Source organism: Paenalcaligenes sp. (assembly GCF_030152715.1).
GTDB lineage: Bacteria > Pseudomonadota > Gammaproteobacteria > Burkholderiales > Burkholderiaceae_B > Paenalcaligenes > Paenalcaligenes hermetiae.
Genome location: NZ_JASLIX010000021.1, coordinates 1 through 26,586, shown reverse-complemented (window position 1 = coordinate 26,586; position 26,586 = coordinate 1). Strand labels below are relative to the sequence as shown.

General features: G+C 48.8%; 20 protein-coding genes. 6 read left to right on the top strand and 14 right to left on the bottom strand.

Going from position 1 to position 26,586, the window contains the following annotated elements:
* From Q1V74_RS01265 to lldR, 3 genes are all read right to left on the bottom strand, one after another.
* A partial coding sequence (locus Q1V74_RS01265) for a VOC family protein (RefSeq protein ID WP_300646712.1) occupies positions 1-294 on the bottom strand: 294 nt, incomplete at its 3' end.
* A gap of 98 nt (positions 295-392) precedes the next feature.
* Positions 393-1,541 (bottom strand): FMN-dependent L-lactate dehydrogenase LldD, encoded by a 1,149-nt coding sequence (gene lldD, locus Q1V74_RS01260; protein WP_300646711.1) that lies wholly within the window; start codon positions 1,539-1,541, stop codon positions 393-395.
* Complete coding sequence (lldR, locus tag Q1V74_RS01255) at positions 1,538-2,311, bottom strand: transcriptional regulator LldR (RefSeq protein WP_300646710.1); 774 nt, start codon at positions 2,309-2,311, stop codon at positions 1,538-1,540. Before lldR ends, lldD begins: the two co-directional genes overlap by 4 nt.
* A gap of 174 nt (positions 2,312-2,485) precedes the next feature.
* Here lldR and Q1V74_RS01250 point away from each other — a divergent pair, with 174 nt between their 5' ends.
* Positions 2,486-4,243: an L-lactate permease gene (locus Q1V74_RS01250; protein WP_300646708.1), complete on the top strand. Its 1,758-nt coding sequence runs from the start codon at positions 2,486-2,488 to the stop codon at positions 4,241-4,243.
* Between the two features lie 48 nt (positions 4,244-4,291).
* Here Q1V74_RS01250 and glcF read toward each other — a convergent pair whose 3' ends face one another.
* The 5 genes from glcF to Q1V74_RS01225 all read right to left on the bottom strand — a co-directional run bounded on the left by glcF (position 4,292) and on the right by Q1V74_RS01225 (position 11,299).
* A complete protein-coding gene (gene glcF, locus Q1V74_RS01245) occupies positions 4,292-5,524 on the bottom strand; it encodes a glycolate oxidase subunit GlcF (RefSeq protein WP_300646707.1) in 1,233 nt (410 codons plus the stop codon).
* Positions 5,524-6,600 (bottom strand): glycolate oxidase subunit GlcE, encoded by a 1,077-nt coding sequence (gene glcE / locus Q1V74_RS01240; protein ID WP_300646705.1) that lies wholly within the window; start codon positions 6,598-6,600, stop codon positions 5,524-5,526. The genes glcF and glcE overlap by 1 nt, the downstream gene beginning before the upstream one ends.
* Positions 6,601-6,612: 12 nt before the next feature.
* On the bottom strand, positions 6,613-8,124 hold the full coding sequence (locus tag Q1V74_RS01235) for an FAD-linked oxidase C-terminal domain-containing protein (protein WP_260649057.1): 1,512 nt from the start codon (positions 8,122-8,124) through the stop codon (positions 6,613-6,615).
* A gap of 24 nt (positions 8,125-8,148) precedes the next feature.
* Positions 8,149-8,844: an FCD domain-containing protein gene (locus Q1V74_RS01230; RefSeq protein ID WP_300646704.1), complete on the bottom strand. Its 696-nt coding sequence runs from the start codon at positions 8,842-8,844 to the stop codon at positions 8,149-8,151.
* Between the two features lie 166 nt (positions 8,845-9,010).
* Positions 9,011-11,299 (bottom strand): NADP-dependent malic enzyme, encoded by a 2,289-nt coding sequence (locus Q1V74_RS01225; RefSeq protein ID WP_300646703.1) that lies wholly within the window; start codon positions 11,297-11,299, stop codon positions 9,011-9,013.
* A 391-nt stretch (positions 11,300-11,690) separates the two neighbouring features.
* Between Q1V74_RS01225 and Q1V74_RS01220 the strand changes: the two genes are divergently transcribed.
* The 5 genes from Q1V74_RS01220 (at position 11,691) to Q1V74_RS01200 (ending at position 19,761) form a co-directional block, all read left to right on the top strand.
* Positions 11,691-14,561: a 2-oxoglutarate dehydrogenase E1 component gene (locus Q1V74_RS01220; RefSeq protein ID WP_300646701.1), complete on the top strand. Its 2,871-nt coding sequence runs from the start codon at positions 11,691-11,693 to the stop codon at positions 14,559-14,561.
* A 45-nt stretch (positions 14,562-14,606) separates the two neighbouring features.
* On the top strand, positions 14,607-15,809 hold the full coding sequence (gene odhB, locus Q1V74_RS01215) for a 2-oxoglutarate dehydrogenase complex dihydrolipoyllysine-residue succinyltransferase (protein WP_300646700.1): 1,203 nt from the start codon (positions 14,607-14,609) through the stop codon (positions 15,807-15,809).
* A 13-nt stretch (positions 15,810-15,822) separates the two neighbouring features.
* On the top strand, positions 15,823-17,250 hold the full coding sequence (gene lpdA, locus Q1V74_RS01210; RefSeq protein ID WP_260649052.1) for a dihydrolipoyl dehydrogenase: 1,428 nt from the start codon (positions 15,823-15,825) through the stop codon (positions 17,248-17,250).
* Positions 17,251-17,317: 67 nt separating this feature from the next.
* The gene (gene zapE / locus Q1V74_RS01205; RefSeq protein ID WP_300646699.1) at positions 17,318-18,412 is read left to right on the top strand and encodes a cell division protein ZapE; all 1,095 of its coding nucleotides are present in this window, start codon (positions 17,318-17,320) and stop codon (positions 18,410-18,412) included.
* A gap of 32 nt (positions 18,413-18,444) precedes the next feature.
* Positions 18,445-19,761 (top strand): tryptophan--tRNA ligase, encoded by a 1,317-nt coding sequence (locus tag Q1V74_RS01200; protein WP_300646697.1) that lies wholly within the window; start codon positions 18,445-18,447, stop codon positions 19,759-19,761.
* Between the two features lie 12 nt (positions 19,762-19,773).
* Here the strand turns inward: Q1V74_RS01200 and Q1V74_RS01195 are convergent, their stop codons facing one another.
* The 6 genes from Q1V74_RS01195 to Q1V74_RS01170 are packed head-to-tail and all read right to left on the bottom strand — an operon-like array spanning position 19,774 to position 26,462.
* Positions 19,774-20,910 carry a M20 family metallopeptidase gene (locus tag Q1V74_RS01195; RefSeq protein WP_300646696.1) on the bottom strand — a complete coding sequence of 379 codons (1,137 nt, stop codon included), beginning with the start codon at positions 20,908-20,910 and terminating at the stop codon, positions 19,774-19,776.
* A 23-nt stretch (positions 20,911-20,933) separates the two neighbouring features.
* Positions 20,934-21,926, bottom strand: a complete 993-nt coding sequence (locus Q1V74_RS01190; RefSeq protein WP_300646695.1) for an oligopeptide/dipeptide ABC transporter ATP-binding protein — start codon at positions 21,924-21,926, stop codon at positions 20,934-20,936.
* Positions 21,923-22,909 (bottom strand): ABC transporter ATP-binding protein, encoded by a 987-nt coding sequence (locus Q1V74_RS01185; protein WP_300646693.1) that lies wholly within the window; start codon positions 22,907-22,909, stop codon positions 21,923-21,925. The genes Q1V74_RS01190 and Q1V74_RS01185 overlap by 4 nt, the downstream gene beginning before the upstream one ends.
* A complete protein-coding gene (locus Q1V74_RS01180) occupies positions 22,909-23,841 on the bottom strand; it encodes an ABC transporter permease (protein WP_260649046.1) in 933 nt (310 codons plus the stop codon). Before Q1V74_RS01180 ends, Q1V74_RS01185 begins: the two co-directional genes overlap by 1 nt.
* Entirely contained in the window at positions 23,841-24,818 is a 978-nt protein-coding gene (locus Q1V74_RS01175) for an ABC transporter permease (protein WP_300646691.1), read from the bottom strand. Before Q1V74_RS01175 ends, Q1V74_RS01180 begins: the two co-directional genes overlap by 1 nt.
* A gap of 30 nt (positions 24,819-24,848) precedes the next feature.
* Positions 24,849-26,462: an ABC transporter substrate-binding protein gene (locus Q1V74_RS01170; RefSeq protein WP_260649044.1), complete on the bottom strand. Its 1,614-nt coding sequence runs from the start codon at positions 26,460-26,462 to the stop codon at positions 24,849-24,851.
* Positions 26,463-26,586 lie beyond the last annotated feature (124 nt).

The window sequence follows — 26,586 nt, the reverse complement described above, 5'->3', positions numbered from 1 at the left end:
CTTAATATCAGCAGGATTAAATCCGGCATTTTTTAAGCGTTGGTGACAGGCTTCCAGACCCTCTACGGAAAAAGCCACATGGCCATAGGCTGTGCCGTGCTCATAGGGGGTGGTTTGGTCTTTATTAAAGGTGAGTTCAAGCTCGGCTTCGCTTTGATCGTTTCCTAAATAAACTAAAGTAAAAGTAGGAAAATCTAAGCGGTGTTTTTCTTTGAAGTTAAACGCGGTGCTGTAAAACTGGATAGCTGGATCAAGAGCGCTAACGCGAACCATTGTATGAATCAATTTGGCCATGAGTTACTCCGTAAAATTCGTTGAATCATTCCGATGATTATGGCGTGGGTTGGGTAGGAGCGGGTAATACAGGGTTGCTACATGGCGGGTAACGGTAACTAACTCGACTGTAATGAGGAAATGAGGCAGCTTGTATCAATATCCGCAATACGTTGAGCAGCGGTTAGGGTCATGGCTACACGCATCTCTTTTTCTAACAAGGATAAGACGTGACTTACCCCTTTGCCTCCAGTTGTAGCTAAAGCATAAATATAAGCACGGCCAATCATTACGGCATCCGCACCCAGGGCAAGCATCCGCACAATATCTAGTCCATTGCGTACGCCGGAGTCCACCAAAATTTTGATATCGTTTTGAATGGCCTCTGCAATATAAGGCAGGGCTTTAGCGGTGGATAACACCCCATCTAACTGTCTACCACCATGGTTGGATACCACTATGCCATCGGCTCCAAAGCGAACGGCGTCTTTAGCGTCCTCGGGGTCGAGTATGCCTTTGATAATCATAGGGCCATCCCAGAATTCACGAATCCACTCCAGATCTTGCCAGGAAATAGAGGGGTCAAAGTTGGCACCTAGCCAGCCCATGTAGTCATCTAAAGCGATGGGTTGTCCCAGATAGCGCGAAATATTTCCTAAATCGTGAGGTCTGCCATGCAGCCCCACATCCCAAGCCCAGCGCGGGTGTAAGCAGGCTTGTAGGTAACGGCGCCATTTGGCATAAGGGCCGCTCATGCCGGAATGAGCGTCGCGATAGCGCGCACCCGGCACAGGCATATCGACCGTAAAGACAAGGGCAGAGCAGCCAGCGGCTTTGGCACGCTCTAACACATTTTTCATAAAGCCGCGGTCTTTAAGCACATAGAGCTGAAACCACATAGGGCGCGAAATGCGTGGGGTAACTTCTTCTATAGGGCAGACCGAAACACTGGACATGGTAAAAGGGATGCCAAATTGGTCGGCAGCCTGTGCTGCTTGGATTTCGCCTCGGCGTGCATACATACCTGTTAAGCCAACAGGAGCGAGAATAACGGGTATACGTAGCTGTTCGCCAAACAGCGTGGTGCTTGTGTCTAGGGTGGACATGTCTCGCAATACCCGCTGCTTTAACGCGACTTGTGCTAAATCTTCCACATTTTTTAATAGAGTGTGTTCAGCATAGGCCCCCCCGTCAAGATAGTGAAAAAGAAAAGGGGGTAAGCGTTTTTGAGCGGCACGACGGTAGTCAGTGGAGGCAGAAATAATCATAGTAAAGGACTGATATCAGAAAGCCGATGGATACGCTGTAAGCGAGCGTCATTTTCTTCAGAGGTGCGGATAGCAGCGCGAACAAAGTCTAAGTGTTGACTCATAAGGCGTTTGGCTTGATTGGCATCCCCATCAAAAATGGCTTGCATAACAGCTTGATGTTGGTTGGTTAAATGGAGCCGATTTTTTTCATCATCAAATCTAAACATGACTTGGCGGTTTTCTTTGACAGTCGAAAAAACCAAATCAAATAGCCCGCGCATAATTTGTAGCAGCACAAGATTATGAGAGGCTTCTGCAATCGCTAAATGAAATTGGGCATCAGCGCGTGCAGATTGAGCCGTATCACCATTTTGTTGGTGTTCGATCATGACATCAAAGCACGCTTGAATTTTTTGTTTGTCTTCGGGGGTGGCGCGTAGCGCAGCATACCAAGCCGTGCTGACCTCAAGGGCATGTCGAGCCTCGAGCACATCGTATCGATAGTGAGGGTCCTCGCTTAATAGGGTAGTGAGCGACCCAATGCTTTGGGTGGGCCAGGTCATAATTTCGGTTTGTACATACGTGCCGCCGCCCGGCTTAGTAATAAGCAACCCTTGGCTGTTGAGAGCTCGAATGGCCTCACGGACCGGGGAGCGTGAGACCTCAAATAGTTCTGCCAAATCTCGCTCAGAGGGCAGGCGATCCCCTACGGTTAATTGCCGCTCTTGGATCAATTGTTTGATTTGATCTGCTATTTTGTCAGAAACGCGAGTGAATGTATTTTGCATAACCTACGAATAAGCCAAGTGGTAGGACCAGTTTGGTCTAATTATAAAGATAAATGGAAATTAAAGGCGAATAAAGTCAGGGTTTTTGCGAATAAGCGAAATTTGGTACTACCGGTAATATGGGTAAGGATTTAAGCAGTGCCTATTATTCGCTCATTCTAAGAGGGCCTTGAGATGCTTTATACCTTATTAGCCTTAGCACCTATTTTAGTGGTGTTTGTATTAATGGTTGTTATGCGGCGCTCAGCAAAATTATCGATGGGGGTGGCGTATGTAGTAACCGCCCTATTAGCGATTTTTGTCTGGAACACCCAAAGTGCCGTAGTGGGGGCAGCAACAGTAAATGGTTTGATTACAGCCATTACCTTGTTGTTTATTGTGTTTGGTGCCGTATTGTTACTTAACACACTGAAAGTGAGTGGTGCTTTGGTGGCGATTCGTCAGGGCTTTATGGATGTCTCGCCGGACCGACGTGTGCAGGTCATTATTGTGGCCTGGTTGTTTGGTTCGCTGATCGAAGGCTCGTCTGGCTTTGGTACGCCGTCTGCAGTAGGAGCACCATTATTACTGGCCTTGGGCTTTCCTGCTATGGCAGCAGTCATGTCGGTGCTAGTCATTCAATCTACTCCGGTTTCTTTTGGGGCGGTGGGCACACCAATGCTAGTAGGGGTACGCTCAGGGATTGATAACAAAGCCGATGTCGCCGCATTAATCTCTCCGATGCAGCCCATGGAATATTTGCAGCAGATTGTAGAAAACGTGGCACTGATTCATGCACTCACTGGTGTAGCGATTCCATTGATTTTATGTGGTTTGTTAACCCGGTTTTTTGGAGCAAATCGCTCTTTTACCGAGGGCTTAAAAGCATGGAAATTTGCCTTATTCGCAGGCTTGGCGTTTACAGTGCCATATTATGTGATTGCGGTTGTGCTGGGGCCCGAGTTCCCTTCTATGTTAGGGGCGTTGGTGGGCTTGGTACTCACCGTTACAGCGGCTAAAAAAGGGTGGTTTTTACCTAAGGAAACCTTTGATTTCCCCCCTCGCGAGCAGTGGGAATCCGCTTGGCTAGGCACATTAAATATGGAGCAGGCACAAAGCACAAGTCATTTTTCTGTGATCCGTGCTTTTTCACCCTACGTGATCGTGGTGGCACTGTTGATTGTGACGCGTACTTTTCCAGCCGTTAAAGCCTTTTTAACTTCGCCTGCCGCCACATTAAAACTGACAAATATTTTTGGAACTTCTATTTCCAGCTCGGCACAGTTTTTCTACTCGCCCGGGTTTATTTTGATTTTAGTTTCCTTGGTGTGTATTGGTATTTTTGGGATGACTTTGCAGCAATATGGTCGTGGGGTTAAAGACTCTGTGGTCACGATGATTAGCGCTGCGCCAGCGTTGTTGTTAGCTGTGCCAATGGTTCAGGTTTTTATTAACTCAGCCGCAGCCGATGGGTCGTTAAATAGTATGCCGCTAATTTTGGCCCAAAGCGCGGCAGCGGTAGCCGGTCAAGCTTGGCCGAATTTTTCACCGTGGGTAGGGGCTTTAGGCGCTTTTATTGCTGGCTCCAATACCGTTAGTAATATGATGTTCTCGTATTTTCAGTTTTCCACTGCCCAGCAGATTGCTTTAAATATTGATCAGTCCGCTATTGTTGTTGCTTTGCAAGCAGTAGGTGGAGCGGCGGGCAATATGATTTGCGTGCATAACGTGGTGGCAGCTGGTGCGGTTGTTGGCATGATGAACCGCGAAGGGGAAATCGTACGTAAGACCTTATTGCCAATGGCTTTTTACGGGATTCAAGCCGGGTTGATCGGTCAAGCTTTAATTACTGGTCATATGGTATGGGGCGTAGCAGCCGTGGTTTGGTTAGCCGCGTTTTTGTTCATCATGTCGATGAACAAGGGTCGTGCGGTTGTACCTATGCCTGCTTAGGGGGAGCAAAAAACTTAAAAAGATAAGGGGGCGTATGCCCCCTTTTTGTTATGCCGCTGGTGTTGGGCTAAAAAGCCGATCCACCAGCTCAATCCAATGTAAGACAGGAATAGGACTGGTTTCTTGAAGATGATGCTGACAGCCGATATTAGCGGTAACAATGACTGCGGGCTGGTGTGCCATCAGGTGTTGTAGTTTGCGCTCTCGGAGCTGTGCGGAGAGCTTAGGCTGGAAAACAGAATATGTGCCAGCAGAGCCGCAGCATAAATGATTTTCTGCAACTGGGGTGACTTCATAGCCGAGCTGACGTAACAAGTGTTGCAGTGGCGCTTTATGGCGTAGTGCATGCTGGTAGGTGCAAGGCTCTTGAACAGCAACTCGCATGGCCTGAGGGCTATGGGGAACTTCTGAGGCTAATACCGATTCGTAAACCACTACACTTAGGTCACAGCACAGCTCGCTAATGGTTTTAGCCTTATCGGCATAGAGCGGGTCTTCGGCAAGTAATTTATCGTAGTCTTGAACTTGTGCTCCACAACCACTTGCCGTCATGATGATTTTTTCTGCCCCTTGTTCAATATAAGGCCACCAGGCATCGATGTTTTGCTTGGCTTGTTGTTGCGCCCGTTCTAACTCTCCATTGTGTTGACGAATAGCACCACAGCATCCTGCCTCGGGGGCAGCAATCAGTTCAATGCCTAAATGATCCAAAACTCTTGTTGCGGCGATATTGGTTTGGGGAGCTAAGGCAGGCTGCACACAGCCTTGTAAGACAAGCATCTTTCTATCATGTTTTTTTGGCGCGTAGGGCTTTGGTGTAGAGCTTTGAACCTTAGCTTGCACGGATTTTGGTAGAAAAGGCTTGGCACTTTGTGCGCTGCGATAGACCTGTTTAAATAAAGTGGGACGAGAAATAAACTCAATGAGCGCCGTACGCTTGAGCTGCTCCGATGCAGGACGCTTAATTTTTTCATTAATGACGCGCCGTCCTAAATCAATCAGCTGTCCATACTCCACACCAGAAGGACAAGTGGTTTCACAGGCGCGACAGGTTAGGCAGCGATCGAGATGCTCTTGGGTGATGCGGCTCACTGGCTTGCCTTCGAACATCTCTTTCATCAGATAAATACGTCCGCGTGGCCCATCAAGCTCGTCACCAAGCAGTTGATAAGTGGGGCAGGTAGCATTGCAAAAACCACAATGCACGCACTTGGCAATTAGGGCTTTGGCTTGTTGTCCGATTTCTGTATGCGCAAACTCAGGGGATAAAGCGGTGTGCATTACAACTCTCCTGGATAAAGGCGTCCTGGGTTGAAAATGCCGGCAGGATCAAATTTTTGTTTTAGATTCTTTTGTAGCCGTAGTACGGGGGCAGGCAATGGATGAAAAATCTGCTGATCGTGTGGGTGACGAAAAGCGGTTGCTGTGCCCCCCTGTTTAGCGGTTTCTTCGCGTAATTGTGACGCTGGTAAATCACTCCAGAGCCAGCGTAAAGCGCCACCCCACTCTATAAGCTGGGGTAGGTCTTGGAGAAAGGCTGGGCTTGTTGAGGGAACAGATAGTCGCCAAAGCGTATGGGTTGAGGGAGCGTTTTGGAAAAAAGCATGTTGCTGTTCTCGTAGTTGTTTCCAAAAATCGTCGGCGAGTTCGGGAGCGAGACGTTCGCCACCAATGGTTTTGATGCCCTCGGTAATAGCGTTATTGGCACCGGCTAAGCGTATATAGAGCTGGTGATCGTGCCACGCACTGGCGCTGATAGGTAACGGCTGAGCACTAAGCTGATTGATCAGGGTCAGTGCTTGATTTTGGGCTAGGTCAAGACGAAGGGTGACTTGTTTTGCTGGAATGGGTAAGACTTTGATGGAGAGTTGTGTGATGACACCAAGCGTACCTAGGCTTCCGCAAAGCAACCGTGATACATCATAACCCGCTACGTTTTTCATAACTTGACCGCCAAAGCGTAAATAGTCTCCGCGCCCATCGATCAGGTGTGCGCCGAGCACAAAATCTTGGACTGCGCCAGCGTAAGCGCGTCTCGGGCCGGCTAAGCCAGCTGCTACACAGCCTGCTATGGTGGCAGTATCAGCAAAATAAGGGGGCTCAAATGGTAAATACTGATGATGTTCAGCTAAAGCTTGTTCTATGTCGTGGAGTCGTGTGCCGCCATTGACGGTGATGACAAGCTCAGAGGGCTCATACGATAAAATGCCTGTGTTTTCATGTAGGTGGAAAACTTCACCAGCAGTTGGATGGCCGTAAAACGCTTTGCTGCCGCTCCCTTGTAGTTGCAAGGGGCGTTTTTCAGCCGCAGCATGTTTAATACGATCAGACCAAGCAGAAATGAGCGGGGAGTTCATGCGTGCTCCTAATTAAAAACGAGGGATATCAGCAAAAGGCAGTTGGCCTTGATGTACATGCATATGCCCGAACTCGGCACAGCGGTTTAGGGTGGGGATGGCTTTGCCTGGATTTAACAAGCCAGCAGGATCAAAAGCATGTTTTATAGCAAAAAAGAGGTGGCGTTCTAACTCATTAAATTGCACACACATTTGGTCAATTTTTTCTAAGCCAACCCCATGCTCACCGGTGATAGTGCCACCGAGGGCTACCGATAGCTCTAAAATTTCCCCACCAAACTGCTTGGCTTTTTCACGTTGCTCTGCTTGGCTACCATCATAGAGCACTAGTGGATGTAAGTTACCATCGCCTGCATGGAAAACGTTTAGACAGCGTAAGCCGTATTTTTCTTCCATGTCTTGAATAGCGGTGAGCATTTCCCCTAGGCGTTTACGTGGAATGGTGCCGTCCATGCAAAGATAATCGGGTGAAATACGTCCTGCTGCTGGGAAAGCGGATTTTCGCCCTGCCCAAAATAAAGCGCGTTCTTGTTCACTTTGTGAAACACGTAGTTCAGTTGCTCCGGCTTGTCGTAAAACGCGCTCTATGTGTTCAATTTCTTCGGCAACTTCTTCCGGTGTGCCGTCTGACTCGCAAATCAACATGGCTTTGGCATCGAGCGGGTAGCCGGCATTGACAAAGGCTTCTGCAGCGATGGTAGCGGGCTGGTCCATCATCTCTAAGCCTGCTGGAATAATACCGGCGGCAATAATGGCGGCTACCGCATCACTGGCTTTGACCACATCATCAAAACTGGCTAAGACACATTGTGCAAATTGGGGTGTTGGAGTGAGCTTGAGGGTGATTTCTGTTGCCACCGCTAGCATGCCCTCAGAACCAATAATGAGTGATAGCAGGTCATAACCTGGCACATCGAGAGCATGGCTGCCGACTTCAATGATGTCACCATCAATCGTGACGGCACGGATGCGCAGCACATTATGAACGGTAAGACCGTATTTAAGACAGTGAACGCCGCCGGCATTTTCTGCGATGTTGCCACCAATAGTGCAAGCGATTTGTGAGGAGGGGTCGGGAGCGTAATACAACCCATAGGGGGCGGTGGCTTCGGAGACAGCAAGGTTACGAATGCCGGGCTGAACGATGGCGACGCGAGCGGCCTGATCAATCTTGAGGATTTGATTCATTTTCGCCAGAGATAAGATCACCCCATGAGGATGTGGAATAGCGCCTCCCGATAAGCCTGTGCCTGCACCTCGTGCTACCACCGGCACCCCAAGTTGCGAGCAGGTTTTTAGGGTTGTGACAACTTCGGCTTCGGTGGTTGGCATGACCACAGCAAGGGGGACCTGCGTTTCTAGAGTAAAGCCATCACATTCATAGGGCTTTAGCTGCTCTTTTGTTGACAGAATAGTGGTTGTGGGTAAAGCCTGTTGTAAGGATTGAATCACATGACTCGCATCGATATGCGAAAAATCTTGATCTTCGCGAGCAAAGTCTAATAAGGGATGAGAGCTCCCCATAATTACCTCCTTTTCGCTAAGCCATTAGCGCACGGTATTTGTGTGGCGATGGGTTAGGCGTTGGTGTACATAATCCAAATGATGAATGGCGGCAGCCTGAGCCTGCTGGGCGTCGCCTTGTAAAATGGCATCAAGTAAAGCTCGATGCTGCAAAGTAAGCTGGTCCGAAGCAAAACAAGAGCTTTCATGTAAAGCGGATTGGCGATTTTTTTCCACATTTGAAAGTAGGTGTTGAAAAAAGCCGCGCATAATTTGCACAAAAACCACATTGTGTGAGGCTTCGGCAATGGCAAGATGAAAGTGGGCATCCGCGATAGCAGCTTGTTGATGCTGCGCGGTTTGTTGCAATGCTTCTATCGCGTCCAGGCACTGTTTAAGCCGTTGTTTGTCTTCATCGGTAGCGCGTAAGGCGGCATGCCAAGCGGTGCTGGCTTCGATAATTTGCCGTGCCTCAATAATATGTTGTTGATAGGACGAAGCAGAGGGGTCAAGCGCGTGATGGGAGTGATGAAATTGCTCTGTTACATAGCTGCCGCCCCCATGTTTGGTGGTAAGCCATTGGCGACTAGCAAGGGTGCGAATCGCTTCGCGAATTGCGGGGCGTGAGACGCCAAATTGTGACGCTAAGGATCGCTCAGAGGGCAGGCGGTCACCTGCTTGTAAGCCCTGCTCTTGGACTAAGGCAACGAGTTTTTCAAGAATCAGATCAGAAAGCCGCATAACAGTTTTGGTTTGACCAGTTAGGGTAGTACATACTGTATATGGCTATAGCTAAACGGTAAAGCTAGGGTAATCGCCAGTTTTAGGTAAAACTGGTCAGACCAAATTAGTGAGGGATAAAAAAAAGCGGCTGGTAGTGAGCCGCTTTAGAAAGAAAAGGAAGGGGTTAGTTAATTTGTTCAGCTGCCTCAAGCACAGCAACCGCTGTCATATTGACAATACGGCGTGTGGTAGCGCTAGTGGTTAAAATATGAACAGGTCGGGCTGCTCCTAAAAGGATAGGACCCATTGCTACGCCATTGCTCCCCGCCATTTTTAACACGTTATAAGTAATATTACCGGCGTCTAGGTTAGGCGTAATGAGTAGGTTAGCAGGCGCTTTTAGAGTAGAGTCAGGGTGGGCTTTAAAGCGGATACGGTTGGAAAGCGCCGAGTCCGCATGCATTTCCCCATCAATTTCTAGCTCTGGGGCGCGCTCTGTAATAATTTCAAGCGCTTTGGCCATTTTACGCGAAGATGCCGTAGAGCGACTTCCAAAATTCGAGTGAGAGAGCAAAGCAACCCGTGGTACGAGCCCAAAATGACGTACTTTTTCAGCTGCCATCAGCGTGATATCAGCGATTTCCTCTGCGGTTGGGTTTTCGTTTACATGCGTATCGCAGACGAAAATATTTTGTGTAGGCAGCATGAGCGCATTCATGGCGGCAAATACGGAAGCATCCTCTTTGCGGCCAATAATGTCTTCGATATGGGCAAGCTGATGATAAAAGCGTGTCGTGACGCCACAAATCATAGCATCGGCATCACCTCGGCGCATAAGCATCGCCCCAATTAAGGTATTGTGTTTACGAACCAGTGCTTTAGCGACATCAGGAGTAACACCTTGGCGCCCTTTGAGCTGATAGTAGGCCTGCCATGTTTCGTTATAGCGGTAATCGTCTTCAGGGTCGACAATTTCAAAATTGAGTCCAGCTTGTAAGCGTAGGCCATAGCGTTTGATACGCATTTCGATCACAGCAGGGCGCCCAATTAAAATGGGATAAGCGATCTTTTCGTCCACCACCGTTTGCGCCGCGCGAAGAACGCGTTCGTCTTCGCCGTCGGCGTAAATCACACGTTTGAGCTGCGTGATTTCTTTGGCTTGCTTAAAAAGCGGCCGCATTAATGCACCAGAACGATACGTCATGGCGATTAAGCGCTGTCGATACGCCTCAAGGTCTTCGATAGGGCGACTGGCTACGCCTGAATCCATGGCGGCTTTGGCCACAGCAGGAGCAATACGAGAAATCAAACGCGGATCAAAGGGCTTGGGAATAATATACTCGGGACCAAAACCCAAATCGCTATCGCTATCGCTATTGACGTCGTCGTACTGTTCTTCTTGGGCAAGCTCAGCAATAGCGTAGACGCAGGCCTGTTTCATGGCTTCGTTAATTTCGGTTGCGCCACAGTCAAGAGCACCACGGAAAATAAAGGGAAAGCATAAAACATTATTGACTTGGTTTGGGTAGTCGGAACGACCCGTAGCGATTACCACATCAGCACGGGTAGCTTTAGCGACCTCTGGGCGGATCTCTGGTTCGGGGTTAGCTAAAGCTAAAACCAAGGGGCGCTCGTTCATGCTCAGAAGCATTTCGGGTGTAAGTAAACCGGGTGCAGAGCAACCTAAGAAAATATCAGCACCTGCGGTCGCATCCGCTAGGGTACGAAACGGCGTGTCTTGAGCAAACTGGGCTTTGTTAGGCTCCATGTTGGGCTCGCGACCCTGCCAGATAATGCCGCGAGAGTCTGCGACATAAATGTTTTCTTTGGGCATGCCCAAGTTCACGAGCAGGTTTAAGCAAGCGATAGCGGCGGCGCCAGCGCCAGAACAGACAAGGCGAACCTCGTCGATGTTTTTGTTAACAACCTTTAGGCCGTTTAAGATCGCAGCCGAAGCAATGATTGCCGTACCATGTTGATCATCATGGAACACGGGGATTTTCATGCGCTTTCGTAGCTCTTGTTCAATATAAAAGCATTCGGGAGCCTTGATGTCTTCAAGGTTAATGCCGCCTAGTGTGGGCTCCATGGCCGCAATAATATCCACCAGTTTTTCTGGATCATTTTCGGCAAGCTCAATATCAAATACATCAATGCCTGCAAATTTTTTGAACAGGCAGCCCTTGCCCTCCATGACGGGTTTAGAAGCAAGTGGGCCAATATTGCCTAATCCTAGAACGGCAGTACCGTTACTGATCACCCCCACGAGATTGGCTCGAGATGTGTATTTAGCGGCCGCCTCGTCGCCTTCTTCGTGAATGGCCATGCAGGCGAAGGCAACCCCGGGAGAATAGGCCAAGGAAAGGTCGTCCGCATCGGCTAATGTTTTAGTGGGAACTACAGAAATTTTACCTGGGGTGGGTTGTGCGTGATATTCCAACGCGCGTTTTGCCAGATCAGCTTTGGCGTCCATCGTGGGTGTGCTCCTGAGATAAATCGAATGAATGGCAACATTTTAACCTGTCCACACAGTGAATGTGGGGAGTCTACTGTTATAACTTGAAATTCGGGTAGGCGCATGTCGCATTGCAGCAAAAAAGAATGCATGACTAGTTCAAATAATTGAGGGGTTTTTAGGCATACGTAAATGTTTGTAAATGCCAACATTTACGCATGAATACAATGATTTAAGTTTGCTAAGATGCAAGGAAGCCTACAGAGGGGTATACTGAGTGATATCGCTGTGAAAGGCGTCTTACGTTGCCTTCTGCTCCGCTATCCGCTAACCGGTGAAGCCGTGTCGCGGAAGGTTTTCCTGCATCTCAGCATGGATGAAACATCCATATAGGTGAAGCGTTATTACTATGTCATCGCAAATTGAACTGCAAAATAACTCGTATCTCTACGGCTCGAACGCCGCCTATGTAGAGGAACTATACGAGATGTACCTAGACAATCCGTCTTCAGTAGCACCTGAATGGCGCGATTATTTTGATCAACTCCAACATCTGCCTGCTACAGATGGCAAAGAGGCAACGCGCGATCAGGCGCATAGCCCAATTATTCAATCTTTTGCAGAACGCGCTAAAGCCAATGCTTTAGCTGTACGCGCCGCCGCTCCTGATTTGTCTATGGCAATGAAACAGGTGTCGGTGCAGTCGCTGATTGCTGCTTATCGTTCTTTGGGCGCACGTATCGCAACCTTAGACCCTTTAAAACGCAGTGAGCGTCCTGAATACGCAGAACTCGATCCTGCTTTTTATGGTTTAACCGAAGCCGATTTGGATCAGGTGTATTCGGCAACCAATACGTATTTTACTAAATCCGACACCATGACCTTGCGCGATATGCTCAAGGCCTTACGTGACACGTATTGTCAAACCATTGGTGCGGAATTTATGCATATTTCGGATCCCGTTGCTAAACGTTGGATCCAAGAGCGTCTGGAATCCGTGCATGGGCGTATGGATTTTACCGCTGATGAAAAACGCAATATCCTACAACAGCTGACCGAGGCCGAGGGGTTAGAGCGTTATTTACACACTAAATACGTGGGGCAAAAGCGTTTCTCCCTCGAGGGCGGGGAAAGCTTTATTGCTTGTATGGACGAAGTCGTTAACCATGCCAGCGATTTAGGTGTGCAAGAAATCATTGTTGGGATGGCTCACCGTGGGCGCTTGAATATGCTCGTGAACATCATGGGCAAGATGCCTGCAGACCTGTTCGCCGAGTTCGAGGGTAAGCACGCCGACAACCTTACGGACGGGGACGTGAAATACCATAATGGTTTTTCTAGCGATCTGTCTGCGCGTGGTGGTCCTGTTCACTTGTCCTTGGCTTTTAACCCTTCTCATTTGGAAATTGTTAACCCGGTTGTCGAGGGCAGCACCCGTGCGCGTCAAGATCGCCGTGGTGATACCACTGGCGAATGCGTTTTACCGGTGCTCGTACATGGGGACGCCGCCTTTGCGGGCCAGGGCGTGGTAATGGAAACCCTTAACCTAGCGCAAACGCGTGGTTATGGTACAGGTGGTACGGTGCACATTGTTATTAACAACCAAATTGGTTTTACTACGTCTGATCCGCGTGATACACGATCGACCTTGTATTGTACCGATGTGGTAAAAATGATCGAAGCTCCGGTATTCCACGTTAATGCCGATGACCCCGAAGCCGTGGCCTTTGTGACGCGCTTGGCTTTAGATTACCGTAAAAAATTCCGTCATGATGTGGTGATTGACCTAGTGTGTTACCGCAAACTGGGTCACAACGAGCAAGACACTCCCTCGTTGACACAGCCTTTGATGTACAAAGCTGTTGCTCAACACCCTGGTACTCGTAAACTCTATGCCGATAAGCTAGTGGCCCAAGGGGTACTTAGCGCCGAAGAGCCGGACGAAATGGTAAAAGCCTACCGTCAGCTAATGGAAGACGGGCAGCGTACCGTAGAGCCCGTGTTAACCGACTACAAAAACAAATACGCCACAGATTGGACGCCTTTCTTAAATGCCAAATGGACGGATCATGCCGATACAGGGATGCCGTTGGCAGAGCTAACGCGTATTGGTGAAAAGATCACGACCGTGCCCGACGGTTTTAATGTTCATCCTTTAGTCAAGCGCATGCTGAACGATCGCCGTGCGATGGCTCGTGGTGAAATGAATGTTGATTGGGGTATGGGCGAGCATTTAGCTTTTGCAACATTGGTTGCCAATGGCTATGCAGTACGTATTACCGGTCAAGACTCCGGGCGTGGTACTTTTGTACACCGTCATGCGGTGCTTCACGATCAAGACCGCGAGCGTTGGGACGATGGTACTTATATCCCATTGCAAAACGTAGCCGAAAACCAAGCACCCTTTACTGTGATTGACTCGGTCCTCTCCGAAGAGGCCGTTTTGGCATTTGAGTACGGTTATGCCTCCGCTGAGCCTAACGTACTCACCATCTGGGAAGCGCAGTTTGGGGACTTTGTGAACGGTGCCCAAGTCGTTATTGACCAGTTTATTACCTCTGGCGAAGCCAAATGGGGGCGTCATTGTGGCTTGACCATGATGCTGCCGCATGGGTACGAAGGTCAGGGTCCGGAACACTCTTCGGCTCGTATCGAGCGTTTCTTACAGTTATGTGCGGATAATAATATTCAGGTCATTCAGCCAACAACCGGTGCGCAGATTTTCCACGTATTGCGCCGCCAGATGCTGCGTCCTTTCCGTAAGCCTCTTGTGTTGTTGACGCCCAAATCCCTATTGCGTAACAAAGCGGCCACCTCTCCATTGGTTGAGCTTGCCGAAGGGCGTTTTATGCCCGTAATTGGTGAAACCAATGATGCCATCAAAGCAGAAAACGTCAAACGTGTACTCGTTTGTTCTGGAAAGGTTTATTACGACTTAGTTAATGCACGTACGGAGCGTGAGCGCGAAGACGTTGCTATTGTTCGTATTGAACAGCTTTATCCATTTGCCCATAAAGCATTCCAAGAGGAACTACGTAAGTACAGCAATGCGACAGAAATCGTATGGGTACAAGACGAGCCTCAAAACCAAGGGCCTTGGTTCTATATTCAGCATCACTTAGTTGAAAATATGACCCCGAATCAAAAGCTAAGCTATGCGGGTCGTGCGGCTTCGGCTTCGCCCGCGGTAGGTTATTTGGCTAAGCACATTGAGCAGCAAAAAGCATTGATTGAGCAGGCCTATGCGGAAAACATCAAAGGCTTTTCGTTATCCAAATAACGCATAACTGATTACAGAACATATATTTATTACACGGAAACTATTATGGCTATTATTGAAATTCTTGTTCCCGAGCTGTCCGAGTCCGTCTCCGAGGCCACCTTGCTCGAGTGGAAAAAACAACCTGGCGAAGCCGTTGAGCAAGACGAGATTTTAATCGACGTGGAAACCGATAAGGTTGTGCTAGAAGTGCCTGCTCCTTCTGCAGGGGTATTGGTTGAGATTGTAAAAGGCGATGGCAGCACTGTGACAGCCGGCGAGGTTTTAGCTCGTATTGACACAGAAGCCAAAGCCACGGCCGCTGCTCCAGCTGCCGAAGAAAAAGCAGCACCAGCTGAACCTGCTGCTGCCGCCTCGGGCACGACGGTGACAGCCGCTTCACCCGCCGCAAGCAAAATCCTTGCTGAGAAAGGTCTTGATGTGACCGCAGTCGAAGGCACAGGTCGTGATGGGCGTGTGACTAAAGCAGACGCCATGGCCGCTCAGGCCGGTGGTGCCGCTAAACCCGCCGCAGCGGCACCTGCTCCAGCCTCTTTATCTTTAGATGGTCGCCCTGAGCAGCGTGTACCTATGAGCCGCTTGCGTGCTCGCGTCGCCGAGCGTTTGCTACAGTCCCAGCAAGAAAATGCGATTTTGACGACCTTTAACGAAGTCAACATGCAAGCCATTATGGACTTGCGCAAGCAGTACAAAGACACCTTTGAAAAAGAGCACGGCGTCAAGCTAGGCTTTATGTCTTTCTTTGTTAAAGCCGCTGTTGCTGCTCTCAAAAAATACCCCATCTTGAATGCATCGGTAGATGGTAAAGACATTATTTACCACGGTTACTTTGATATCGGGATTGCAGTAGGTAGTCCACGTGGTCTAGTGGTACCGATTTTGCGTAATGCGGATCAAATGTCGATTGCTGAAATTGAAAAGCAAATCGCAGATTACGGTCGTCGAGCCCAAGACGGTAAGCTCACACTCGAAGAGCTAACAGGGGGGACTTTCTCCATTTCTAATGGTGGGGTGTTTGGCTCCATGCTATCCACACCGATCATTAACCCACCTCAGTCTGCCATTCTTGGTATTCACGCAACCAAAGAGCGCCCAGTGGTGGAAAATGGTCAGATTGTGATTCGTCCTATGAACTACTTGGCGATGTCTTACGACCACCGCATTATTGATGGTCGCGAAGCGGTATTGGGTCTAGTGGCAATGAAAGAAGCCCTAGAAGATCCACAACGTTTATTGTTAGATCTGTAATAAGGAACGCATCATGGCAAAAAATTTTGATGTAGTTGTCATTGGTGCGGGCCCCGGCGGCTATATTGCCGCCATTCGCGCCGCACAATTAGGCCTGTCTGTGGCTTGCGTTGACGCCTGGTCGGATCAGGATGGCAAAGCTGCTCCTGGTGGTACCTGCACAAACGTGGGTTGTATCCCCTCAAAGGCATTGCTGCAATCTTCTGAGCATTACGAGCAAGCCGAAAAGCATTTCGAGGATCACGGTATCAAAGTAAAAGGCTTAGAGCTTAAACTGGATACCTTGCTAGGCCGTAAAGATAAGGTCGTTAAAGAAAATAACCAAGGCATTTTGTTCTTGTTTAAAAAGAACAAAGTAACCTTCTTTCATGGCACGGCTTCTTTCCAAGCCAAGGTCGATGCAGGCTGGTCTATTCGTGTTGATGGTAAAGAGGCAGAAGACCTTATCGCCAAACATGTGGTGGTAGCCACAGGTTCTTCGGCACGCGAATTACCCGGTGTGCCTTTTGATGAAGAGTTAATTCTCTCCAATGATGGGGCGCTACGCCTTAAAGACGTACCCAAAAAACTGGGTGTGATTGGTGCGGGCGTGATTGGCTTAGAGCTTGGCAGCGTCTGGCGTCGCTTAGGTGCAGAGGTCACTATTTTTGAGGGTGCGCCTGAGTTCCTTGCTGCGGCTGACCGAGACGTAGCCAAAGAAGCTTTCTCCGCATTGACGAAGCAGGGCTTGGATATTCAGCTAGGTGTCAAAGTGGACGAGGTTGAGACCTCTGGTAAAAAAGTCAAAGTAGAATACAAGGATGCGTCGGATAAAGAACACAAAGCTGAATTCGATCGTTTAATTGTATCCATTGGGCGAGTACCTAATACAGCTGGCTTAGGTGCGGAAACCGTGGGCTTAAAATTGGATGAGCGTGGCTTTATCGAGGTTGATGATGACTGCCTCACAAACCTGCCTAATGTTTGGGCTGTAGGGGATGTGGTGCGTGGCCCGATGTTGGCGCACAAGGCCGAAGACGAGGGTGTCGCTGTAGCGGAACGCATTGCCGGTCAGCAGCCACATGTTAACTTTGATACCATTCCTTGGGTGATTTACACCTCGCCAGAAATGGCATGGGTTGGTAAAACAGAGCAAGAGCTGAAAAAAGAGGGGCGCGATTACCGTGCGGGTAAATTCCCCTTTATGGCAAATGGCCGTGCTCGTGCTTTGGGTAACACCACTGGTTTTGTTAAGATCCTGGCAGATGCAAAAACAGACGAGGTCTTAGGTGTCCATATCGTAGGGCCAACCGCTTCGGAATTAATCGCTGAGGCCGTTGTCATTATGGAATTCCGTGGGGCGGCCGAGGACATTGCTCGTATTTGTCATGCTCACCCGACCTTGTCGGAAGCCATGAAAGAAGCCGCTTTAGCGGTAGACAAACGCGCACTTAACTTCTAATCAAGTCCAAGGTAGCACAAAAAGGGGCGACAACTGTCAGCCCCTTTTTTCTATATAAAGCAATTCCATGACGGATGTAATTCACTATTATCAAAAAGCCTTAGCCGACAAAGGCTATCAGGCTGATTCGGCGCAGCAGCATGCCGTTGAGCGTTTACAACAGTTCTATGATGAGCTGTTGAGCTATCACCAGAGCCAAAAATCTTTTTTATCGCGCTGGTTTTCTAAAGCGCCCGCACCAAAAGGCGTTTATTTATGGGGGGGAGTAGGCAGGGGAAAAAGTTTTTTGATGGATGCGTTTTATCAATGCTTGCCCTTAGAGCGTAAAACTCGGCTTCATTTTCATGAGTTTATGCGCGGGGTACATGATCAGCTTAAGCAGTTACGAAGTCAAGCGGATCCCCTAGAAACCGTGGCAAAAACCATCGCTAAACGTTATGAGGTCATTTGTTTTGATGAGTTTCATGTCTCAGATATAGCAGATGCCATGATTTTATATAAGTTACTGCATGCCTTGTTTGAACAAGGGGTGAGCTTTGTGATGACTTCTAATTATGAGCCCAGCTTACTGTATCCAGATGGATTACATAGGGATCGTATCTTACCTGCTATTGCGTTGATTCAAGCGCGCATGGATATTTTAAATGTGGATACGGGGGTAGATTATCGTCGTCGTACCTTAGAGCAGGTGCGCTTATATCTAACGCCCATTACCGCTCAGACCGAACAGGAGCTTATCCAGATTTACGAGGGGTTAACAGGGGAAAAGCCTCACGCTACACAGATTGAGATAGAAAATCGCCAATTGCCAGTCATTGCGTGTCAAAATAATGTTGTATGGTTTGATTTTGAAACATTGTGCGTGGGACCACGGTCACAAAATGATTATTTATCCTTAGTGAGTCGGTTTGAGACGGTATTACTATCGGATGTGCCCAAAATGTCAGCACGCGATGCTTCTGCCGCACGGCGTTTTACGTGGTTAGTCGATGTGCTTTATGATCACAAAGTTAAACTGATTATGTCGGCAGAGGTAGAGGCCAAAGACCTTTATACACAAGGGCCGATGGCAAATGAATTCCATCGGACGGAGTCGCGGCTGATGGAGATGCAATCCAAAGAGTATCTGGATGCCGAGCGCCGCCAAGCCGCTGTGTTGTAATTTATTCGTTCAGCAATTTTTTAGGTTTTATTATGACTAAACGTGTCCTTACGGGGATTACTCCATCAGGAACCCCGCATTTAGGGAATTATGCCGGGGCGATTCGCCCAGCCATTCGTGCTAGTGTGCAACCTGACACGGATGCTTTTTTCTTTTTAGCGGATTATCATGCATTAATTAAATGCGAGGATCCGCAGCGTGTGGCACGCTCTCGTCTAGAGATCGCGGCTACATGGTTAGCAGCGGGGCTTGATCCTGATAAGGTCACTTTTTATCGTCAGTCAGATATTCCTGAGATTCCCGAGTTCTCGTGGATGTTGACCTGCATTACCAGCAAAGGATTAATGAATCGGGCGCATGCTTATAAAGCGGCCGTTGATCAAAACCAAGCTAAAGGTGTAGATCCCGATGATGGCGTGAATATGGGGTTGTATTCATATCCCATTTTGATGGCAGCGGATATTTTAATGTTTAATGCGCATTTGGTGCCGGTAGGGCGGGATCAGATCCAGCATATTGAAATGGCGCGTGATATTGCGCAGCGATTTAATCATATGTATGGGCAAGGCAAGGACTTTTTTGTGCTGCCTTACGAGCTGATTGACGAAACCGTAGCAACGCTGCCCGGCCTAGATGGTCGTAAAATGTCCAAAAGCTATGACAACACCATTCCGCTTTTTGAGGGTGGGGAAAAACTACTGCAAAGCACCATTAACCGAATTGTAACGGACTCACGCCAGCCTGGTGAGCCTAAAGACACAGAAGGCTCGCACTTATTTGAGTTGTACGAAGTGTTTTCTACTCCAGAGCAGGCAGAAGCATTTAAAGCAGAGCTACATGATGGTTTGGGCTGGGGCGAGGCGAAAAAGAAACTGTTTGAGCGCATCAATGCCGAAATTGCGCCCATGCGTGAAAAGTATAATGATTTGATGGCTAACCCAGACCGTATAGAGGAAATTCTACTGGCTGGAGCAGCCAAGGCGCGTCAGATTTCTATGCCGTTGATGGAGCAGTTGCGTGCCGCTGTTGGTTTACGCTCGCCACATCTTGTGCCGGTTGCGCCAGTAGAAAATAAGACAGAAAAGGTCAAAACCGCACGTTTTGTGAGCTTTAGGGACGAGGCAGGTTTTCAGTTCCGTTTGTTTGATGCCGCGGATAACGAAGTCTTTTTATCGTTACCTTTTGCGGATCCTAAACAAGCCGGCTTATTGATGAAACAACTACAGGCCGGGCAGTATCGCATTGACCAAATCGAAGATCGTTATCACGTTTTTGTTGATGAGATTCAGGTTGCGGACTTAGATCAAGCGCAACAAGACCGCTTGTTGGCGGCCTTGTCTCAGCAGTAACGAAGTGAGTGCTTAATGCAATTGGGCGAGTGTATGCAGCCAAAACTGACGGCGCTGGGCTAAGGTAGACACCAAGATATGCTCATTTAGGGTATGGGCGCCGTTGCCATCGGCGCCCAAGCCATCTAGGGTTGGCACGCCCAAGGCGGCGGTAAAATTCGCATCACTTGCCCCCCCAGTCATGGGGGCTTCTTTTAGCTCAAAGCCCGCTTGGCGTGCATAGTTTTGGCACTGTGCTAATAAAGCAGCAGTAGCTTCTGTACGCGGCATGGCGGGGCGATTGAGTTTAAACTCCACTTCTAGGCGAATATCTGGATGGATGGCTTTAATTTGTTGAACTTGTTGCTCGAGGCGTTGTGCCATTTCTGCATTCGGTACTCGAAAATCGGCTTTGATTTGGCACCAGGCAGGGACAACATTCGACGTTGTGCCACCTTTGATAACACCTACGCTAACAGTAATACCACGCTCATAATCGGTTAGCTTTTCTAAAGCCAGAACATGGTGGGCGATTTCCTCGATGGCATTACGGCCTTTTTCGTGATGAATACCGGCATGAGCAGGGCGACCGTGCGCAGTAATAAAAATATTGCCTGTGCCTTTACGGGCGGTTACGCAGCGTCCTTCCTCTACACGGGCAGGCTCACATACCAAGGTATAAACCGATTTTTTAGCAAATTTTTCGATATACTCGCGTGAGTAATGACTACCGGTTTCCTCATCGGGAACCAGAACCAAATCCACAGGAAGCTGTGTGGCTTGAGGCTGAGCCAGTGCTTTTAAGGCGGATAGGGCCAAGACCACGCCTGACTTCATGTCGTAGATACCTGGGCCAAAGAGCTTATCGCCCTCTTGTCGACACGGGTTTTGGGTTAAGGTGCCGATCGGATGGACCGTATCATAGTGACCGAGAACTAAAATACCCGATCGACTATCGTTATCAGCACGGTTATGAATGTGCAAAATAGGTCCGGTGTCTTCACCGACATTGATTTGTTCTACGCGCAGAGGGCTGTCTTTTATATCATCGAGAATAAGGGCAGCCATGGCACGTAAGGCATCGGCATCATGGGAGGGAGACTCGAGCTCGACCCAGCGAATAATTTGTTGACGTAATGCCTCGGTAAGCTCATGTGCTTGGTGATTCATGCAATCAAATCCTTTGCGGTATTTTAAATCAAGTGACAAGCGGCCTGATGACCTGCACCAACGGTTTTTAGCTCAGGAACGCTGGCCTTACACAGCTCGGTGGCCACAGGGCATCGTGGATGAAAGGTACAGCCGCTTGGAGGGTTTAAGGGAGAAGGAATCTCACCTTTGATGGGGGTAAAAGCGCGCCCTTGTTTAGTGACATCTGGCATTTCTGCCAGCAGGGCTTTGGTATAGGGGTGGGCAGCATGATGGAAGATATCAGCGCTGTCCGCAATTTCTACAATACGCCCTAAATACATAATGGCGACACGATCAGAGATATGTCGAACCACGCCTAGGTCATGACTGATAAATAAATAGGTCAAGCCGTGTTTATCGCGTAAATCCATAAACAGGTTAATGACTTGTGCTTGAATGGAGACGTCTAAGGCGGCAACTGGTTCATCACAAACAAGAAATTTTGGGTTGACCATTAAAGCACGAGCAATACCAATACGCTGACGCTGCCCACCTGAGATTTGGTGGGGCAGGCGGTCACGATAATCCACTTCGAGTCCGACCTCGGCTAAAGCGTGATTGATGCGTTGGGATATTTCTGCTTTAGGAGCCAAACGGTGCACATGCAAGGCCTCGCTAATAATATCACCCAGTTTTTGCTTTGGGTTTAATGAGGCTTGTGGGTCTTGGAAAATAAGTTGCACCCCCAAGGTGTAGGCGAGCTTTTCTTCGCGGCTCAGCTGCTGAATATCCTTGCCTTCGTAGTAGATAGCACCTGCGCTAGGGTTGATTAAGCCTGCGACCATACGCCCTAAGGTGGATTTACCACAACCGGATTCCCCAACAAGACCAACCACCTCACCTTTTTGAATCGTTAGATTGATGCCATTGACGGCATGAACAGTAGGGGGCGGAGCGGCTTTGCCTAAGCTTTGTAAGATGCGATGGGCCAAATCAGGGGCTTTGCTAAATTGTTTATGCAGGTTTTGAATATCAATAATAGGCGTCGTACTCATTTTGTTTCCTCCTTAAGCAGAGGGAAATAGCAGCGGTATTGGCGCTGACTAATTTGTTCAACCGGAGGGGCACTTTGTGCACAGGAAGGGTGGGCATAAGGACAACGTGGCCTAAAGGTACAGCCCTGCTCGCGTCCTGTTAAGGTGGGTGCCATGCCATCGATTTGTTGTAAGCGTGCACCCGGTTGGGCCGAGCCAGGCATGGAGTTCAGTAGCCCCTCTGTATAGGGATGAATAGGGTTTTGTAATACCGCTTGCACGGCGCCATATTCAACTATTTTTCCTGCATACATCACGGCAACATGGTCCGCAAGCTCTGCTACGACGCCTAGATCGTGGGTAATCCAGATTAATGCGGTGTTTTGCTCCCGGCAAAGTTTTTGCATCTCGTAGAGGATTTGCGCTTGAATGGTCACATCCAATGCCGTTGTCGGCTCGTCCGCGATAATCAATTCCGGCTTGTTGAGCATAGCAATGGCGATAGCAACACGTTGGCGCATCCCCCCAGAGAACTCATGGGGATAGTTATCTAGACGGGACTCTGGTGCAGGGATACCAACTTGAGCCAAGGCATCACAACAGCGTTGGCGGGCTTCGGCTTTTGGGGTTTCTGGATAGTGCGTGAGAATCGCTTCCATCATTTGCTCGCCCACTTTAAGCACTGGATTTAGTGTCATTAAAGGGTCTTGGAAAATCATGGCAATTCGATCACCCCGTAATTGTCGCAATTGCTCCTCGGACAGTTGGCGTAAGTCTTGACCGTGGAAAAGAACCTCGCCGCCCACTACTTCGCCTGGTGGATCAATCAGTCCAATAAGCGAAAAGCCAGTGACGGATTTCCCCGAGCCCGACTCACCGACAAGGCCGATAATTTCTCCTTTTTTGACCTGTAAATCCACGCCATCTACGGCCAGCCAAGCGCCTTCCTCGGTATGAAAAGCCGTCTGTAACCCATTTACCTGTAATAAAGTTGTGTCAGTCATTAGCGTCGTGGATCCAAACTTTCGCGTAGGCGATCACCTACGATGTTGATAGAGAGAATTAAAAATAACAAAGCTAAGCCAGGGAAAATGCTGATCCAGTAGTCACCGGAAAGCAGATACTCAAAGCCACTTGCAATGAGTAGCCCAAGAGAAGGCTCGGTAATGGGTACGCCTACGCCTAAAAAGGAAAGCGTAGCCTCTAGCACAATAGCGGTGGCAATTTGAATGGTGGCAAACACCATAATCGGGCCAAAGCAATTTGGCATAAGATGCTTGAACATAATGCGCCATGAGGAAAAGCCCAGGTTCATCGCGGCTTCGATATATTCTTTACGACGCTCTTGCAGCGCACGTCCACGCATAATACGAGCGTAATGCGCCCATTGCACAATCACTAAAGCGATGATGACCTTATCAATGCCTCGTCCTAGGACAGAGAGCAGAACCAGGGCAACTAAAATTGTAGGGAAACCTAAAATGAAGTCGACAGTACGCATAATCAGGCTATCGACCCAGCTGCCGTGATACGCCGCAATTAACCCCATGATCATGCCAATGATAGCTGACAAGGCAACGGCACCGAGACCGACGAGTAAACTAATACGCAAGCCATATAAAATGGCACTAAGCATGTCGCGGCCTTGTGAGTCTGTACCTAACCAATAGGTCATGCCATTAAAACTTTCTGAGCCTGGTGGTAGACGGCCATCCATAATATCCAATGACAATAAGTCATAGGGGTCTTGCGGCGCAAAATAAGGGGCGATCAATACGACTGCAATTAAGATAAATAATGTCAGCAAAGATCGCTTGGTCGATGGACGACTGCGAATTTTTTTAAGAATTTTTTGCCGTTGTGGCGTATTTTGTAAGGGCTTAACGGTTGGAATGGCGGCCGGTTGCCCATCTGATAAAGAATGTGGGGTAGTCATTAGGCGCTAGGCTCCAAAAGTTGTACACGTGGATCTAAAACGGCATACAGAATATCCACCACGAGATTAATTACGACAAAAAGCATGGTGACGAGCATGACGTACGCAACCACCACGGGGCGATCTAGTTGATACACACTATCGATAAGTAGTTTGCCCATGCCAGGCCAAGAAAATACCGTTTCTGTAATAGTGGAGTAGGCGATTAGGGTGCCAAATTCCATGCCAATAACGGTGACAACAGGGATCATGATGTTGCGTAAAATATGACGGCGTACAATACGTCCAGGCTTAACACCTTTTGCGCGCGCAAAGCGCACATAGTCTTGGCTCTGGGCTTCGCTGACACCAGAGGCCGTCATGCGCAAAATCAGAGCGATATTGGCGACAGCCAAGTTCACCGCGGGCAGTGCGATATGACTCCAACCTTGAGCGCTAAAAATACTTAAGGGGATGCCGAGCACTTCGACTGTAGGGCCTCGGCCGGATGCAGGAAGCCAACCGAGCCAGACGGCAAATAATAAAATGAACACCATCCCTTGCCAAAAGTTAGGCAGGGAAAAGCCAAGCACAGAGGTGTTCATGATGCTTTTACCTAGGAAATTATCGCGGTGTAAGCCAGCAATAAGCCCCAGGGGGATACCTAAAATACAGGTTAAGCTAATCGCTACTATGACTAGTTCAAGTGTGGCAGGAAAGCGCTGTAAAATAAGGTCAACAGCAGGCATACCATGTACAAAAGAATTACCTAGGTCTCCATGTAAGGCACGCCAAACAAAATGCAGGTATTGCTGCCAGAGCGGTTGGTCAAGCCCTAAGCGGGCGATCAGCGCATCGCGCTGATCCTGACCCACATCTGGGCTGACGAGTAGTTCAATGGGGTCGCCTACGGTGTAGACTGCAAAAAACACCACCACAGAAACCGCGAACAATACCACAACGCTTTGCAGTAATCTGCGTAAAATAAAAACGGCCAAATCAAACTCCTTCGTCAGCCTAAGTGGTTATTATTCCGCGATGGTAGCGTGTGTCGCCATCGTACGTTGGTCAGCGCGACCTACGTAGTTGATGCCTTTACGGAATGCCCATACGCCACTTTCAAAGTGCAAGGGAATATGTGCCATGTCGTCTAAAGACAGCTGTACGGCTTGTTGTAATAATTCGCTACGTTTGTTGTCGTCAAGGGTACGGATGGCTTCTAGGAACTTGTTATCCAGTTCGGGGTTGGAGTAACCACCATAGTTACTGCCGCCTACGCCTAAGTCTTTATTGGTTGTCGTGACCCAGTACTGGAGGAAGTTAGCTGCCTCGCCGGTTTCGGAGCCCCAGCCACCTAACGCCACGCTAAACTCTCGTTTAGCACGCTTAGGGAAATACACAGAGCGCGTCATTGTATCTACGTTGGTTTTGATACCAATGCGGCTCAGATACTGCGCAACGGCTTGTGTGAGCTGGGCATCGTTGATGTAGCGGTCATTGGTGGCTGATAGCGTTAACTCAAAGCCATCGGGGTAGCCGGCCTCAGCAAGCAACTCTTTGGCTTTTTTTGGGTTGTACTCTAGCGCGGGTGCATCCGTAATGGAGCCGAACATGCCGACGGGAATATATTGGTTAGCGGGCTCTGCGACGCCATCCATAATGCGTTCCACAATGGCCTTACGGTCGATGGCAAGAGACATTGCCTGACGAACTTTTTGATTTTGGAGAGGGTTATCGCCTTTAGGGGATTTGACTAGGGGGCTTTGGTCGCGACCGACATCAAGCTGGAAGAACATCACGCGCACGGAAGGTTTAATGGTATGACCAAAACCGCTATCCGTAATACGCTTTAGATCACGTGCAGCAGGGTTTTCGATTAAATCGAAGTCGCCCGCTAATAACCCGGTTAAGCGTGGGCCTGCACTGGGCACTGCGGTCATACGTACGTTTTTCCAGTCGGGTTTTTCGCCCCAGTAGTTTTCATTACGCTCTAGTTCAATACCTGTGCCTTTCACATACGATTTGAGCGTGTAAGGGCCAGTACCAACGACTAAGTCGCCTTTGTTAAATGCGTTTACATCAGGCCAGGCGCTGGTGACACCGCAGTTGTTCTCTGGGTCAAAGCGTAGGTTTTCATGTTGAACCACACCGTTCCAAATCATGGGGACACGCGCAAGCTCATTGGGGAGCAAGGGGTAGGGAACGCTGGTTTTAATTTGTAGGGTTTTATCGTCTTGTACTTGGATGGCTTGGATGCGACGAGCCACGTTCATTAACCCACTGCCAATGGCTGTTTCATTGTGCAAGATACGACAGAAGCTAAGGACCACATCATTCGCAGTGAACGGGTCGCCATTAGAAAAAGTCGCTTTTTCATCGAGCTTAAAGGTCCACGTGGTGTCGTCGGTGGGCTCCCATGATTTAGCCAAAGCAGGCTGAAGCTCCATATCGGGGCTCATACGTACTAAAGGCTCAAAAATATGAGAGATCAACGCTTCGTTAGGGGTGGTTTGATGGTAATGAGGATCCACGGCTGTGGGCTCAGAGGCCAAACCAATTTTTAAGGTTTGGGCAAATGCCGTGGAAGCAAAGGCACAGGCCAAGCTTAGGGTCACGGCTTTTAGGGTAAATTCGAAACGCATAGTGTCTCCAACTGAAATCAACAGAAATAGTTATGCAAAAAGTAGTATATAGAGAGGTTGTTTTCTATACAATCATAAGATTTAGAGAACGGTTTGCTTTTTTTAGAAAGGGTTTTTAGGGAAA

Excerpts from the sequence above, each read along its gene's own strand:
- Q1V74_RS01230 (WP_300646704.1), bottom strand. The coding sequence starts at position 8,844 with ATGCGGCTTTCTGATCTGATTCTTGAAAAACTCGTTGCCTTAGTCCAA.
- glcE (WP_300646705.1), bottom strand. The coding sequence starts at position 6,600 with ATGAACTCCCCGCTCATTTCTGCTTGGTCTGATCGTATTAAACATGCT.
- Q1V74_RS01220 (WP_300646701.1), top strand. The coding sequence starts at position 11,691 with ATGTCATCGCAAATTGAACTGCAAAATAACTCGTATCTCTACGGCTCG.
- Q1V74_RS01235 (WP_260649057.1), bottom strand. The coding sequence starts at position 8,124 with ATGGGGAGCTCTCATCCCTTATTAGACTTTGCTCGCGAAGATCAAGAT.
- Q1V74_RS01250 (WP_300646708.1), top strand. The coding sequence starts at position 2,486 with ATGCTTTATACCTTATTAGCCTTAGCACCTATTTTAGTGGTGTTTGTA.
- Q1V74_RS01200 (WP_300646697.1), top strand. The coding sequence starts at position 18,445 with ATGACTAAACGTGTCCTTACGGGGATTACTCCATCAGGAACCCCGCAT.
- Q1V74_RS01170 (WP_260649044.1), bottom strand. The coding sequence starts at position 26,462 with ATGCGTTTCGAATTTACCCTAAAAGCCGTGACCCTAAGCTTGGCCTGT.
- Q1V74_RS01225 (WP_300646703.1), bottom strand. The coding sequence starts at position 11,299 with ATGGACGCCAAAGCTGATCTGGCAAAACGCGCGTTGGAATATCACGCA.
- Q1V74_RS01185 (WP_300646693.1), bottom strand. The coding sequence starts at position 22,909 with ATGACTGACACAACTTTATTACAGGTAAATGGGTTACAGACGGCTTTT.
- lpdA (WP_260649052.1), top strand. The coding sequence starts at position 15,823 with ATGGCAAAAAATTTTGATGTAGTTGTCATTGGTGCGGGCCCCGGCGGC.
- lldD (WP_300646711.1), bottom strand. The coding sequence starts at position 1,541 with ATGATTATTTCTGCCTCCACTGACTACCGTCGTGCCGCTCAAAAACGC.
- zapE (WP_300646699.1), top strand. The coding sequence starts at position 17,318 with ATGACGGATGTAATTCACTATTATCAAAAAGCCTTAGCCGACAAAGGC.
- Q1V74_RS01195 (WP_300646696.1), bottom strand. The coding sequence starts at position 20,910 with ATGAATCACCAAGCACATGAGCTTACCGAGGCATTACGTCAACAAATT.
- Q1V74_RS01180 (WP_260649046.1), bottom strand. The coding sequence starts at position 23,841 with ATGACTACCCCACATTCTTTATCAGATGGGCAACCGGCCGCCATTCCA.
- lldR (WP_300646710.1), bottom strand. The coding sequence starts at position 2,311 with ATGCAAAATACATTCACTCGCGTTTCTGACAAAATAGCAGATCAAATC.
- glcF (WP_300646707.1), bottom strand. The coding sequence starts at position 5,524 with ATGCACACCGCTTTATCCCCTGAGTTTGCGCATACAGAAATCGGACAA.
- odhB (WP_300646700.1), top strand. The coding sequence starts at position 14,607 with ATGGCTATTATTGAAATTCTTGTTCCCGAGCTGTCCGAGTCCGTCTCC.
- Q1V74_RS01190 (WP_300646695.1), bottom strand. The coding sequence starts at position 21,926 with ATGAGTACGACGCCTATTATTGATATTCAAAACCTGCATAAACAATTT.